At 65.6% G+C, this 13,223-nt stretch carries 12 protein-coding genes and 1 pseudogene; 1 reads left to right on the top strand and 12 read right to left on the bottom strand.

Annotated elements, in window-relative coordinates; all coding sequences use genetic code 11:
• Window positions 1–69: 69 nt before the first annotated feature.
• The 6 genes and pseudogenes from AB0313_RS08305 to AB0313_RS08280 all read right to left on the bottom strand — a co-directional run.
• A complete protein-coding gene (locus AB0313_RS08305) occupies window positions 70–2,097 on the bottom strand; it encodes an ABC transporter permease subunit (RefSeq protein WP_366304798.1) in 2,028 nt (675 codons plus the stop codon).
• Window positions 2,097–3,131, bottom strand: a complete 1,035-nt coding sequence (locus tag AB0313_RS08300; protein ID WP_141945611.1) for a glycine betaine/L-proline ABC transporter ATP-binding protein — start codon at window positions 3,129–3,131, stop codon at window positions 2,097–2,099. The genes AB0313_RS08305 and AB0313_RS08300 overlap by 1 nt, the downstream gene beginning before the upstream one ends.
• Before the next feature lie 721 nt (window positions 3,132–3,852).
• On the bottom strand, window positions 3,853–4,668 hold the full coding sequence (locus AB0313_RS08295) for an IclR family transcriptional regulator (protein ID WP_141945614.1): 816 nt from the start codon (window positions 4,666–4,668) through the stop codon (window positions 3,853–3,855).
• Between the two features lie 81 nt (window positions 4,669–4,749).
• Entirely contained in the window at window positions 4,750–5,088 is a 339-nt protein-coding gene (uraH, locus tag AB0313_RS08290) for a hydroxyisourate hydrolase (protein WP_141945616.1), read from the bottom strand.
• A complete protein-coding gene (gene uraD / locus AB0313_RS08285; RefSeq protein ID WP_141945618.1) occupies window positions 5,085–5,582 on the bottom strand; it encodes a 2-oxo-4-hydroxy-4-carboxy-5-ureidoimidazoline decarboxylase in 498 nt (165 codons plus the stop codon). The genes uraH and uraD overlap by 4 nt, the downstream gene beginning before the upstream one ends.
• 208 nt (window positions 5,583–5,790) lie before the next feature.
• A pseudogene (locus AB0313_RS08280) lies at window positions 5,791–6,249 on the bottom strand (response regulator); the annotation flags it as partial.
• A 288-nt stretch (window positions 6,250–6,537) separates the two neighbouring features.
• Here AB0313_RS08280 and AB0313_RS08275 point away from each other — a divergent pair.
• A complete protein-coding gene (locus AB0313_RS08275; RefSeq protein WP_366304797.1) occupies window positions 6,538–6,789 on the top strand; it encodes a hypothetical protein in 252 nt (83 codons plus the stop codon).
• 228 nt (window positions 6,790–7,017) lie between these two features.
• Here the strand turns inward: AB0313_RS08275 and AB0313_RS08270 are convergent, their stop codons facing one another.
• The 6 genes from AB0313_RS08270 to gcl all read right to left on the bottom strand — a co-directional run bounded on the left by AB0313_RS08270 (window position 7,018) and on the right by gcl (window position 13,111).
• Window positions 7,018–7,410, bottom strand: coding sequence for a hypothetical protein (locus AB0313_RS08270; protein WP_141945630.1), 393 nt, complete (start codon window positions 7,408–7,410; stop codon window positions 7,018–7,020).
• A gap of 158 nt (window positions 7,411–7,568) precedes the next feature.
• Window positions 7,569–8,048 carry a thioredoxin-dependent thiol peroxidase gene (gene bcp, locus AB0313_RS08265; protein WP_141945632.1) on the bottom strand — a complete coding sequence of 160 codons (480 nt, stop codon included), beginning with the start codon at window positions 8,046–8,048 and terminating at the stop codon, window positions 7,569–7,571.
• Window positions 8,049–8,129: 81 nt separating this feature from the next.
• Complete coding sequence (locus AB0313_RS08260; protein WP_307303973.1) at window positions 8,130–8,780, bottom strand: winged helix-turn-helix domain-containing protein; 651 nt, start codon at window positions 8,778–8,780, stop codon at window positions 8,130–8,132.
• Window positions 8,781–8,788: 8 nt separating this feature from the next.
• Entirely contained in the window at window positions 8,789–10,132 is a 1,344-nt protein-coding gene (gene allB / locus AB0313_RS08255) for an allantoinase AllB (RefSeq protein ID WP_366304794.1), read from the bottom strand.
• Window positions 10,125–11,318, bottom strand: coding sequence for a glycerate kinase (locus AB0313_RS08250; protein ID WP_366304792.1), 1,194 nt, complete (start codon window positions 11,316–11,318; stop codon window positions 10,125–10,127). Before AB0313_RS08250 ends, allB begins: the two co-directional genes overlap by 8 nt.
• Window positions 11,306–13,111 (bottom strand): glyoxylate carboligase, encoded by a 1,806-nt coding sequence (gene gcl, locus AB0313_RS08245; protein WP_366304790.1) that lies wholly within the window; start codon window positions 13,109–13,111, stop codon window positions 11,306–11,308. Before gcl ends, AB0313_RS08250 begins: the two co-directional genes overlap by 13 nt.
• Window positions 13,112–13,223: the final 112 nt, after the last annotated feature.

Genomic DNA, 13,223 nt, shown 5'->3' with positions numbered 1-13,223 from the left:
TAAGGGTCTAATGCCCCGGCGAAAGCCGGGCCTGTGGGGTTGAACCGGTGCCCGCAGAGGGCGGGCATGTCAGGCGGTGGTCTTGGACGGGATGCTGCGCGCCGGCGCGGCTGCGGCCGCCTGGGTCATCCTGTCCATCATGATTCCGAGGAACACGATGGCCAGGCCGGCTGCAAGGCCCTTGCCGAATATCGAGCTTTGGACGAAGCCCGCGACGACGTCGTAGCCGAGGCCGCCGGCCCCTACGAGGGCGCCTACCACCACCATGGCCAGGACGTAGATCAGCCCCTGGTTGGCCGCGAGGGCGAGGGACTGCCTGGCCATGGGAAGCTGCACCTTGGTAATGACCTGCCAGGGCGTCGAACCGCTGGCGACAGCAGACTCGACAACCGTCGGGGAGATGCCGCTGATTCCATCGGCAGTGATCTTGATGGCCACAGGGGCGGCGTAGATGATGCCGGCGATGATCGCGGTGAAGCGGGTAGCTCCGAAGAGGCCGAGGAATGGCACCAGATACACGAAGGAAGGCATGGTCTGGCCCGCGTCAAGCAGCGGCCGCATGAGCTGGTCCACGCGGTCGGACCGGCCCATGGCCACACCAAAGACGATGCCCAGCACCATTACCACTGCCGTGGCCACGAGGGTTCCGGCCAGGGTGACCATGGAGTCGCTCCAGAGGCCGAGATAGATGATGACCGCAAGGCAGGCCGTGGTCAGCGCGGCGAGCTTCCACCCACCCAGTGCATAGGCCACGATGGCGAACACCATGACGAGGATGTAGAAGGGGGTGTCGGTGAGCAGGGACTGGAACGGATTCAGGATTGCGCCGGTGACGCCTTCCCGGAGGGAAACCGTGAAGAGGGACAAATTCGACTGCAGCCAGTGGCTGGCTGCATTCACGGCCTGGACGATCTGAGGGCCAACGTTGAGGTCCGCCGGGAAGGCGGCGGCCCACAGCATGGTCCTGGACAACTGCACCATGGCCAGGACCACGGCAAGGGCAACGCCAAGAATGATGTTGCGGGTCCGGCGCCCCAGCCGGCGGCTGCGGGCTGCGCCTGGCTCCGCGCGGCGGCTCGCTGCCGTGGTCACCCGGTCCAGCACGATGGCCAGCAGGACGATGGAGAGGCCCGCATTGACTGCTGTGCCAACGTCCAGGGACTGCAAAGCCCTGATAACCGTCTGGCCAAGTCCCGGAGCTGCGATCAGTGCCGCGATCGTGACCATGGAGAGGGCCGCCATCGTCCCTTGGTTAATTCCCATCACAATGGTCCGGCGCGCCATGGGCAGCTGCAACGTGAGGAGGCGCTGGAGGCCGGTGGTACCCAGGGAATCGGATGCTTCGCGGGTGTTGTCGGGGATGCGGCGGATGCCGTGTGCCGTCAGCCGGATGACGGGTGGAGCAGCGTAGATCACCGTAGCGATTACCGCGGAAGCCGGCCCGATGAGGAAGACCAGGGCCAGCGGTGCGAGATACACGAACGTCGGAAGGGTCTGCATGAAGTCCAGCACCGGGGTGATCACCTTGGCCACCCGGGTGTAGATGCCGGCCAGGATGCCGAGGGGGATGCCCAGCAGCAGCGTCAGCAGCACAGAGGTGAGGACCAGGGCGAAGGTGTAGGTGGCCTCCACGAACAGGCCCTGGATACCGAAGAAGACAAAGACCGCGGCCGTCAACAGTGCCACCCGGAGGTTTCCGACGGCCAGCGCGATCCAGGTCAGCAGGCCCACGGTGCCCAGCCATCCGATCTCCGGCAGGCGCAGGCCGGTTGCGGTGGCCGCAAAGGTTGTGGTGAAAAGGTTCGCCACGGCGTCCACCGCGGACCTCAGGGGTGTGAAGACGTACAGGAAGAGGGGGTTGTCGGCCCGGTTTGCCCCAACCCAGGCGTTGAACTGGTTGAGTGAACGGTGCAGGTCCGTCAATTCTGAAGCGGGCAACGCCAGCGTTGCTGTTCCGTTCAGGACAAGGAATCCAAGGATCCAGACGGCGGCGGCGCTGAGCAGCAGGATGGTGCGCCGGCTGGGCCTGCGGCGGGGTTCGGAGACAATGACAGCGGCAGGCTGGGCCGTTGGCCGTTCCTGGACGAGGGCTGACATCAGGCCGCCGCCTCTGCCGGCTGCAGCACCGAAAGAATGCTGTCGCGGTCGATCTGGCCGGTGATCCGGCCACCCTCTTCGACCAGGACCGGGCAGGACGAGTGCATTACCGCCGGGATGGCGTCCCGGATGATCATCCGGGAGTTGAGGACTGCGGCGTCCCCCGGCGTGCTGTCTGCAACGGGACGGGTGATCCACTTGAGGGTCAGAACGTCGGCGCGGGGTACTTCGGAGACAAAGTCCTCAATGTACTTGTCCGCCGGTGACCCCACAAGGTCGTCTCCAGTGCCGCACTGGACCGGCTCGCCATTGCGCATGATCAGGATGCGGTCTCCGAGCTTGAGCGCCTCCGAGAGGTCGTGCGTCACGAAGACCATGGTTTTGCCCATGTCCTTGTGCAGCCGGATGACTTCTGCCTGCATGTCCCGGCGGATGAGCGGGTCCAGGGCTGAGAAGGGCTCGTCAAAGAGGATGGTGTCCGGATCCCCGGCCAGGGCACGGCCCAGGCCAACACGCTGTTGCATGCCGCCGGACAGCTGGTCCGGGTAATGCTGTTCGTAGCCTTTGAGGCCAACAAGTTCAATGATTTCGCGGGCCTTGGCGTGGCGTTCGTTCCTGCCCGTTCCGCGTATCTGCAGGCCGTAGGACACGTTGTCCAGCACCGTGCGGTGCGGGAGCAGCCCGAAGTGCTGGAAGACCATGGACACCTTGCGCCGGCGGAGTTCCCGGAGCTCGGCTACGCCCGCCTGCAGGACGTCGTTTCCGTCAACCAGTACCTGACCGGACGTAGGTTCAATCAGCCTGGTGAGGCAACGTATGAGGGTTGATTTGCCTGATCCTGACAGTCCCATGACCACAAACACCTCACCCTTCGCAACGTCGAAGCTCAGGTTGCGGACGGCCGCCACGCACTTGGTGCGTTCGAGGAGTTCGGCAGAGCCAAGGGCCGAAAGTTCGCGGTTGCCGGGAATCTTCTCTCCCCCTGGTCCGAAGACCTTCCAGAGGCTCCGAACTGAGATGGCGGGGTTGTTCATTGCTGTACTCCTGCTTGTGTGGAGGCTGTAACCAATGGCTGGGCCGTGGGCAAAGATGTGCCAGGTATCGGTGCTTCGGGAGTCCGGGGTTGCACTGGTACCGACATTGGGGAGGTATTCGGGCCGTGCTGGTTCGTGGGGGGTCGAGGGCCGGTAAGGCACGGCTCCTAAGTGCCTTACCTGCCATGGTGGAGAAGCGGGCGGGCTGCATGCCCGGTAAACGACGTTCTTTTTTCGGGGCTGGTCTGCCAGTGAGGTAGACGCAACGGACTTCGTATTACGCAACAGAGTGATTTATGCCACTCTTCTTGTCAAGGCTTTGCCCAGGAAGTCCCGATATTACGAGCCGGCAGATAACAACTCCGGAGGGGGTCTTGACACGGACAGTGTCATGGCTCACTGTGTTGCATGCTGCGACTCATGTTGCGCAAGAAGCGACTTCGGAAGGGGCGTCGTGCGGACGCCAGTGCTCACGGAAGCCTCGCAGGCGGGTGTCTTTCAGCCGCCAAAGTCGCCCGCTCCCCGGATCCCAGCGGGCGGCTGATCATTCATCCGCGGGCGGCTGACCATCCATCGGCGGTGGGCATTACTGCCTCATGGGCGCACCGCAAACCCACAGGACTCCGATGCCTGCGAACGGTGCCGGCCTGGAACGGCCTCCAGGAGCTATGCCAGGGGTGGCTTCCTGGTTTCCCGGCACGCTCGACCGCCGGTTTCGCGTTTACCGCCGGTGGTAGCCCATATTGGCGCTGACCTTGAGCCCGGCCTCCTTGAGGGAGTCGAGCAGTCCCGGAATCTTTTCCGGGTCGAACCGGAACGCCGGCCCCGAAATGCTGACGGAACCAATAACAGTGCCCTGGTGGTTATAGACGGGCACCGCCACGGCATTCAGGCCTATCTCGAACTCCTCGCGTACCACGGCGTACCCCTTGGCGGCCACCTCGAGCAGCTGTGCGTCCAGCTCCTTGCGGCTTGTGATGGTGCGGGCAGTGCGGGCAGCAAGGCCCGTTTCCTTCAGGATGCGGTCCCTCTCGTCAGCCTCGAGGGCAGCCAGGAGCACCTTGCCGCTGGAGGTTGCGTGCAGCGGAGTCAGGCTGCCCACCCAGTCGTAGGTGGCCAGCGTGGAGGGGCCCATGGCCTGGTCCACGTTGACGGCATAGTTGGAACGCAGGACGGCGAGATTGACCGTCTCCTTGAATTCCTCGGCCAGGCTTTCCAGCACCTGCCTTGCCTCGTGGACCAGGCTTAGCCGGCCGGGAATGGAGCTGGCGAGGCGCAGGATCCCAAAGCCGAGTTGGTACTTGCCGCGCTCACTGTTCTGGTGGACCATGTCACGGCTTACCAGCGAACCCATCAGCCGGGAGACCGTGGACTTGTGGATGCCCATCTCCTCGGCGATCTCACTGACACCGGCGTTGCCTTCCCTGGCCAAAATCTCCAGGACTGTCAGTGCACGCTCCACGGACTGGACCCCGCCGGACTGGCCGCCCTCGGCATCGGTGTCGGTATCAGATTCCGGTTCATTTTTTGAGGCCATACTTCCTGATCCTATGCCGGGAACTGTGACGCCCGTGACATTGGGGAGCGGGCGGCGATGTTCCAGTGCTCCTGAAGGGCGTTAGCTGCCCCGGTACGTGGAGTACGCGAACGGGCTCAGGAGCAGCGGTACATGGTAGTGCTCGGGCCCGGTCACTTCAAAAACCAGGTCAACTTCCGGGAAGAAGGTGGCCGTCTCCAGGGCTGCATAGTACTTGCCCGTGGCGAAATTCAGTTTGTAGTGGCCCGGTTCGAGATGCTCCGGCCCCAGGTCCTTCGCGCGGCCGTCGGCGTCGGTACTGGACGCAGCCAGCTCACGCCAGGTGCCGCCGTCGTTCTTTGAAAGGACGACGGCGACCCCCGCCGCCGGGCGCCCCGCGCCGGTGTCGAGGATGTGTGTGGTGACGTGGGAAACGCTCATTCGCTGATCAGTCCTTCGAGCCGCAGTACGGCGATTTCGCGCAGCTGCTGCGCCACAATGGTGTCTTCTTCTTCAGGCGCGTTGCCGAGCCGCTGGTTCAGCGACTCCAGGATCTGCGGTGCGGTGCGTCCGGCTGCCCGGATCAGGAAGACCCGGCCGAACTTCTCCTCGTACTCCCGGTTGCCGCGCGCCAGGGCCTCCGCGACCCCGGTATCCGATGGATCGACCCCCGCCTGCTCGGAACGGGACATGGACGCCTCGGCGCTGGCCGCCGTCGGGCGTTCCCCGATCCTTGGGTGGTGTGCCATGGCGGCTTCAACCTCGGCGGGCGTAAAAGGATCCGCCGCCTGGGCGGCGAACTCCAGGAGCTCAGCGCGGCCGGCAAACGGACGTGCCCCTGCCACGGCCTCCACCCAGCGGGTGACGTCGATGCAGGGCCGGAGGGTGGCCTGGGCCGCGGCGGGGTCTGCTTTGTTGAATTCGGCAAGCTTCATGCTGGCGTAATCCTTGAGGTCATGCTGGCATCCATGGTGACGGCTATGCGGATGCCGGACGGGCCCGACGCCCGCGAGTGGAACACGGGCTTCCGCATCATGGAACTGTTATTTCAGCATACGTAATATTCAAGGACAGCTGGACAGCAGTGTCAAGCGGTTACGGGCTGGGCTGCTCCTGTGAGGAGGTCCGGGACAGAACCCAGGTGTCCTCCTTGGGCAGGAGGCTTTGCTGCACTTCCGTGGCGCGTTCAAGTTCTTTGCGGGCCGCGGAAGCCGCAGCGGGGGAGGGCCGGCGGCGGAACAGGGCATTGATGCGTGACTGCAGCTCCCTGGGGCTGAAGGGCTTGCTGATGTATTCGTCCGCACCGTTGTCCAGGCCGGTGAGCTTGTCCAGTTCGTCGGCCCGGGCGGTGAGCATCACGATGAACGCGTCTGAGAACTCGCGCAGGAGCTTGCAGACCTCCAGCCCGTCAAGGTCCGGCAGATTAAGGTCCAGGGTCACCAGGTCCGGCTTGATCCGGCGCACCTCCTCCACACCCGGCAGCCCGGCGCCGGCCTGGGTGACGTCGAAGCCCTGCTTCGCCAGGACACGGACCAGCAGTCCGCGAATGTCCGGGTCATCTTCGATGACCACCGCACGGCGGGATTCGGAGGGAGAGAGCATAGCTCTACTTCTACCGTATTAAGCCGCACACAGCATGTCTTAGGGTTCACAGATTCCGGTGACTTCGCTGACAGCCGGATACAGGCCTCCTGCGGCCCCAGGAGTGGCTCAGCAGATCTTGCGGCAATCTTGGCATCTGCTTGCCGGGACGTTGAGGTGGGGGAGCCACACTCGAGGGAAACGCAGCAGCTTCCCGGGCACAAGGTTCGACGACGAACCGCACGGAAGCTGGACGGCTTGCGGAAGGCGGGGAAGCCAATGGAACAAGTAAAAAGGAGGGGAGCGGACATGGCCAGGGCACTGCTTCGCCTCTACGTCCACTCACGAAAGGTAAGGGCGGCCGCCAGGGAGTTGGAACACGCCCTCGCGGAATCACGGGAAGTCTCCAGCTGGCCGGGAGACAGGCTTCCCGTAGGGGAGGAGATGTCCAGGCACGTGGAGAAACTGACGCGGCGGCTGAAGCTGGAGACCGAGGCGCACCACAGGCTCGAAGTCCTATTCAAGACTGCGGGTGGAGGGCATTCCATAGCGGCTCTGTAGGTGCCACACTTAGCAGCAATCGATTGGCTGGGGATAGTCAGGAGATTGCTGTGAGTTTGTTGCTGGGCTGGTCGTACCTGTTGGCGGGACTCATGACCATGGATGCGATGCTGCTTGCGTTGTGGGCCATGGAAGTCGATTGGGGCAAGTACTGGCGCCGCAAGTAGCGCTCCCTGAACCCAGGGTCAGCCCCCGGCCGGGACGCACCTCGATGGCAATGCCGCCATCCTAGTCTGCCGGGATCCGGCCGATGCTCCAGGCAGCAACCCGGCGGACATCAACCCTGGTTGCCTGCAGCGGCATCCTGGTTCCGCCCGAAAGAAGTACGGGTCCCAGGAAGTGGAGGTACCGTGGTCCGGCTTCAGTGCCGCCCCCACCCGCCGTCGGCTCCCAGGAATCGAGGACTCCGGCGATGGCCCAGCTGCCGATCCGCACCTGGTCGTTCTGCCTCTGCGTCCACGCCTGCTCCGACACCACCGACCCCGAGATGACGGCGCCGGCAACCACGACAGTCAGTTCCAGGGTTGCGTCGGGGCCTGTCCCAAAGACTGAGTCCAATACCAGCGCCAGGCGCGGGTCCGCCCCGTACTCCGGCGCTTCCTTGTCCATCCCGTCGTCCATAGCCGTCCCTTTCCTCATCATCGGTGGAGCTGAATGCCTGTTCAGCCCAGTTTCCACCGTATGCGCGGGTCGCGGCAGAGACCGCCGGTTAAACGCCGGACGCCCAAGCAGTATGTGCTGGGGCGTCCGGGGAATGCTGCAGGAAGTGATGGAGGGTTCTAGACTCCCAGGGCTTCCTTCAGGCGGGCAACGTGGCCGTCGGCCTGGACCTGGTACTGGGCCAGGGTGACGTTGCCTTGCGGGTCCACCACAACCGTGGAGCGGACAATTCCCTCGTGGATTTCGCCGTTGACCAGTTTCTCGCCCCAGGCGCCGTAGGCCAGGGCAACTGCGTGGTCGGGGTCGGAGAGCAGCGGGAAGGTCAGCGAGAAGTCGCCGCTGAAGCCGGCCAGGGCTTCCTGGGCGTCGGGGGAGATGCCGATAACCTCGTAGCCCTTGCCCTGCAGCGATGCAAGGCTGTCGCGGAAGTCGCAGGCCTCGGTGGTGCAGCCGGGGGTGGCGGCCTTGGGGTAGAAGTACACGATGACGTTCTTGCCACGGTAATCGGCCAGAGAGGTCTCGCGGCCCTGGGCGTCCCGGAGGGTGAACTCAGGAGCCGGGGTGCCGGGCTGAAGCTTGGTGGTCAGGGTGGGGCTCATGGCGTTCCTTTGTAAGACTCGGTCAGTGATGGCCAAACATCCAGTGAAGCGGGTCACCGCTTACTGTTTCAAACCAGCGCGTCATATGCAGTATTCCGCAGGACCCCGAACGGCCGCGTGCGGGCCCGGAACGAACTGGTACCCGCCGCCGCGGACGGTGGCCACGGCATGGCGGGCAGTGCCCAGTTTCTTGCGGATCCTGCCCACATAAACGTCGATGGAGCGTGCGGTGGCGCCGGGAAAATCCAGTGATTCCAGGAACTCCTGCAGTTCCTCGCGGCCCACCGTGCGGGACAGGTGCGTCACCAGGTACCGCAGCACCTTGTACTCGACGCCGGTCAGGGCCACCGGTTTGCCGTCCAGCAGGACGGCATCGGCGGCGAGGTCCACGGCGACCCGGCTGACGGGGCCCGCCGACGGCGGCAGGCGGGTGCCGCCGTCGGCCTTTGGAAGTGCCGGGCCGGTTGCCTCCGCCGCGGAGGAAGCGCGGGAGGAGTCATCTTTTGCTTCCTCCGCGGCGGACGTGGGGGCTCCGGCGGCAGGCCAATGGACTTCCGCCTCCGGAGCAGTCTGGAGGGCCCTGGCAAGGACCATTTGGGCGGCGTGGCGCAGGACTTCGGGACTGGTTCCTTCGGCCGGAACCACCCAGACGGCCAGGCCATGCGCGGTGGCGCGCCTCGGCGGAACCCGATGCGGAACAGTGGTCCGGGGATGGTGGGCTTCCACTGCCATGGCGGACCTTATACGCCGCCGCGGCGGATCAGCCTGCCCGTTGGGGTCTGGCCGTCCACTACGGCGCCGCGGAGGAAGGTCTTGCGCACCACACCGGACAGGGCCTTGCCGTCGTACGGGGTGATGGGGTTCTTGTGCTTGAGCTTGGAGACGTCCACCACGAAGGCCTCGTCCGGGGCGAAGACGGCGAAGTCGGCGTCATAGCCCAGGGCCAGTTGGCCCTTGTTGCCGAGCCGGGCCAGGTTGGCGGGCTTTTCGGCCATCCAGGACACCACCTGTTCCAGCGGGATGCCGCGCTGCCGCGCCTCGGTCCAGATCAGGGACAGGCCGAGCTGCAGCGAGGACACACCGCCCCAGGCGACGGCGAAGTCGCCGTTCTCCAGGTCCTTCAGGTCCAGGGTGGAAGGGGAGTGGTCCGAGACGATGCAGTCGATGGTGCCGTCCTGCAGGCCCTGCCACAGCAGCTCGCGGTTGGAGGCTTCGCGGATGGGCGGGCAGCACTTGTACGCGGTGGCGCCGTCCGGGATTTCCTCCGCCATGAGCGTGAGGTAGTGCGGGCAGGTCTCCACGGTGAGCTTCACGCCGTCGCGCTTCGCCGAAGCAATCATGGGCAGCGCGTCCGACGACGACAGGTGCAGGATGTGCGCACGCGCACCGGTCCAGCGGGCCCGCTCGATGACCTCGGCGATGGCCTTGTTCTCGGCGCCGCGGGGGCGGGAAGCCAGGAACGTGGAGTAGTGGTCGCCGCCCGGGTGCGGCGCACGGTCGATCGCGTGCGAGTCCTCGGCGTGGACGATCATGAGCGAGTCGAAGGACTTCAGCTCGGCCATGTCCTCTTCCATCTCATCCGCGTCCAGGTGCGGGAATTCATCCACGCCGGAGTGCAGGAGGAAGCACTTGAAGCCGAAGACGCCCTCGTCGTGCAGGGGGCGGAGGTCGGCCTTGTTGCCGGGGATGGCACCGCCCCAGAATCCGACGTCGATGAACGCCTGGTCCTCGGCCACCTCGCGCTTGAGCTTCAGGTTTTCAACGGTGGTGGTGGGCGGAACGGAGTTCAGCGGCATGTCGATAATGGTGGTCACGCCGCCTGCTGCTGCAGCGCGGGTGGCGGACGCGAAGCCCTCCCACTCGGTTCGGCCGGGCTCGTTGACGTGGACGTGGGTGTCCACCAGGCCGGGAAGCAGGGTCTCATCGTCGGCAAGTTCGATCACTTCGGTGCCGGCCAGGCCGTTGCCCAGCGGCTCGATGGCCACGATCCTGCCGTTGCGCACCCCCACCTCGCGGGGGGCGAGGCCGACAGTGGTCAGGATGCGCCGGCCCCGGATGACGAGGTCAAAACGTTCTTCAGACACGGAGGTCCTCCTTGGTACTTGCGGCGGCAGGCCTGTTGGCCGCCAGTCCCGCACTCATTTGGGTGCCCAGCTGCTCGAGGAGCGGCCCTGCCTCTGCTATGCACCTGTTTACATCGGTTTCGAGCGCCGTCAAAGCATGGATGTCCTCGAATCCTGCTGCGGCCGCCTGCTCCGGATCAAGGGTGGTCCGTCCGCAGACAGCGACGACCGGGACATCCTGGGCCGCCGCTGCGCGGGCAACGCCCATGGGCGTCTTGCCCAGGAGGCTTTGTTCGTCGAGGCTGCCTTCGCCGGTGATCACCAGGTCGGCGCCGGCCAGGCGGTCCGCCAGCCCCGTGAATTCGAGGACGACGTCGATGCCCGGCCGGCGCGTTGCGGCCAGCACGGCGATGGCGGCGTAGCCCACGCCGCCGGCTGCCCCGGCTCCAGGTGCTTCCGCGGCTTTGACCGCGCGAAATCCGATTTCCCTGGCCAGGACTTCGACAAACCTGGCCAGGGCGGCGTCGAGCATGCCGACGTCTTGTTGCGTGGCGCCCTTTTGCGGACCGAACACGGCTGCGGCGCCCTGTGCGCCCAGCAGCGGGTTGTCCACGTCGGACGCCAGCACAAAGCGGGTGTCCACCAGGCGGGGCTCGAAATCGGTGAAGTCGATGCTGTGCAGGTTTGCCAGCGCAGCCCCGCCCGGGGGAAGTTCGTTGTTTCTGCTGTCCAGGAACCTGGCGCCGAGCGCCTGAAGGAGCCCCGCGCCGCCGTCGGTATTGGCACTGCCGCCCACGCCGAGCACGATCCGCCGGCAGCCGGCGTCGAGGGCTGCCCGGATGAGCTGGCCGGTGCCAAGGCTGGTGGCCGCGGAGGCGTCCGCCGATACGGGACGGCCTCCCTTCCGGACATTCGGGACTAAGGCGAGCCCGGACGCGGTGGCCATTTCGATGACGGCCTCGTGTCCACGGACGGCATAGTCCGCTTCCACCGGTTGTCCGGTGGGGCCTGTGACCGTTGCCGTCCGGCGGATGAATCCGGAGCCGACGGCGGCGTCGAGGGTGCCCTCGCCGCCGTCGGCCACCGGAATCCGGACCACGTCAAGGTTGCCGCCCGCGCCGCGCTGCAGGCCTTTTTCCAGATGGCTGCACACCTCCGGGGCGGACAGCGATCCCTTGAACTTGTCCGGGGCGATCACGATGCGCATGATTGGGCCTGCAGTGCCAGGATGGCGGTTGGGGCGTCGGCTGCGGTCTCGGCCAGTTCCTCGAACTCGTTCACGGCGTTGATTTCCACGCCCATGGAGATGTTGGTGACCTTTTCCAGGATCACTTCCACCACCACGGGAACCTGGAACTCACCCATCAGGGCCTTGGCCTTGTCGAAGGCGGCAGCGAGGTCGCTGGGATCCTCCACGCGGACGGCCTTGCAGCCCAGGCCCTCGGCCACCTTCAGGTGGTCAACACCGTAGCCGCGGGTGTCTTCGGACAGGTGCGCGCTGTTGATGTTCTCGAACGCCAGGGACACGTTCTGCTCCATGTTGAACCCGCGCTGGGACTGGCGGATCAGGCCCAGGTAGGAATTGTTCACCACCACGTGGATGTACGGGAGGTTGAACTGCGCGCCCACGGCCAGTTCTTCGATCATGAACTGGAAGTCGTAATCGCCGGAGAGAGCCACCACGGTCTGGTCCGGGTTGGAACGGGCGACACCGAGCGCGGCCGGGGCGGTCCAGCCCAGCGGTCCTGCCTGGCCGGCGTTGATCCACTTGCGTGGGCCGAAGACGTGCAGCATCTGGGCGCCGGCGATCTGCGACAGGCCGATGGTGGAGACGTAGGTGGTGTCGCGGCCGAAGGACTTGTTCATTTCCTCGTACACGCGCTGCGGCTTGATGGGGATGTTCTCGAAGTGCGTCTTGCGGTGCAGGGAGGCCTTGCGGTCCTGGCACTCGGCAACCCAGGCGCTGTAGTCCGGCAGGGACCCGGCCGCCTTGCGCTCCTTGGCGAGCTCAACCAGCCCTGCCAGCGCCGCGCCGGCGTCGGACGCAATGCCCAGGTCCGGGGAGAACACGCGGCCGATCTGCGTGGGTTCGATGTCGATGTGCACGAACTTGCGGCCGGCGGTGTAGGTCTCCAGGCCGCCGGTGTGGCGGTTGGCCCAGCGGTTGCCGATGCCGATCACGAAGTCGCTCTGCAGGTAGTTCTCGTTGCCGTAGCGGTGCGAGGTCTGCAGGCCCACCATGCCGGCCATCAGCTGGTGGTCGTCCGGGATGGTGCCCCAGCCCATCAGGGTGGGGATGACCGGAACGTTGAGGGTCTCGGCCAGTTCCACCAGCTGCGCGGAGGCGCCGGCGTTGATGATGCCGCCGCCGGCCACGATCAGCGGGTGCTTTGCAGCCAGGAGCATGTCCAGGGCCTTCTCCAGCTGCTTGCGGGAGGCCTTGGGCTTTTCGACGGGCAGCGGCTCGTACGCGTCGATGTCGAATTCGATTTCCGCCATCTGCACGTCGATGGGCAGGTCCAGCAGCACGGGGCCGGGGCGGCCGGAGCGCATCAGCTGGAAGGCCTTCTGGAAGGCGCCGGGGACCTGGCCGGGCTCCAGGATGGTCATGGCCATCTTGGTCACGGGGGCGGCGATGGACTCGATGTCCACGGCCTGGAAGTCTTCCTTGTGCAGCTTGGCCACGGGGGCCTGCCCGGTGATGCAGAGCATGGGGATGGAGTCTGCCCAGGCGGCGTAGAGCCCGGTGATCATGTCGGTGCCGGCTGGGCCGGAGGTGCCGATGCAGATGCCGATGTTGCCGTCCTTGGCGCGGCTGAAACCGTCGGCCATGTGGCTGGCACCTTCAACGTGGCGGGCCAGGGTGTGGCGGATGCCGCCGTGGGCGCGCATTGCGGAGTAGAAGGGGTTGATCGCGGCGCCTGGCAGGCCGAACGCCTCGATGGCGCCTTCCTTTTCCAGGATGGCCACCGCTGCATCAACGGTACGCATCTTGCTCATGGGGTGCTCCTTGAAAGCTTGAAAGTCTGTTTTTGGGTGTGCTGGGGGAACCGCCGTCGTAACTCACGACGGCGGGCTCCCTGCTAGGTGCTTGTTTCCGCGCTTTTTGTCC

It is taken from the genome of Pseudarthrobacter sp. NPDC080039, from assembly GCF_040702335.1.
In the GTDB taxonomy this organism is placed as follows: Bacteria; Actinomycetota; Actinomycetes; order Actinomycetales; family Micrococcaceae; genus Arthrobacter; species Arthrobacter enclensis_A.
The sequence above is the reverse complement of the archived record's forward strand: the minus strand, read 5'-3'. Positions and strand labels throughout refer to the sequence as shown.

Coding starts and splice junctions, on each gene's coding strand:
- AB0313_RS08305 (WP_366304798.1), bottom strand. CDS start 2,097: ATGTCAGCCCTCGTCCAGGAACGGCCAACGGCCCAGCCTGCCGCTGTC.
- AB0313_RS08300 (WP_141945611.1), bottom strand. CDS start 3,131: ATGAACAACCCCGCCATCTCAGTTCGGAGCCTCTGGAAGGTCTTCGGA.
- AB0313_RS08295 (WP_141945614.1), bottom strand. CDS start 4,668: ATGGCCTCAAAAAATGAACCGGAATCTGATACCGACACCGATGCCGAG.
- uraH (WP_141945616.1), bottom strand. CDS start 5,088: ATGAGCGTTTCCCACGTCACCACACACATCCTCGACACCGGCGCGGGG.
- uraD (WP_141945618.1), bottom strand. CDS start 5,582: ATGAAGCTTGCCGAATTCAACAAAGCAGACCCCGCCGCGGCCCAGGCC.
- AB0313_RS08275 (WP_366304797.1), top strand. CDS start 6,538: ATGGCCAGGGCACTGCTTCGCCTCTACGTCCACTCACGAAAGGTAAGG.
- AB0313_RS08270 (WP_141945630.1), bottom strand. CDS start 7,410: ATGGACGACGGGATGGACAAGGAAGCGCCGGAGTACGGGGCGGACCCG.
- bcp (WP_141945632.1), bottom strand. CDS start 8,048: ATGAGCCCCACCCTGACCACCAAGCTTCAGCCCGGCACCCCGGCTCCT.
- AB0313_RS08260 (WP_307303973.1), bottom strand. CDS start 8,780: ATGGCAGTGGAAGCCCACCATCCCCGGACCACTGTTCCGCATCGGGTT.
- AB0313_RS08250 (WP_366304792.1), bottom strand. CDS start 11,318: ATGCGCATCGTGATCGCCCCGGACAAGTTCAAGGGATCGCTGTCCGCC.
- gcl (WP_366304790.1), bottom strand. CDS start 13,111: ATGAGCAAGATGCGTACCGTTGATGCAGCGGTGGCCATCCTGGAAAAG.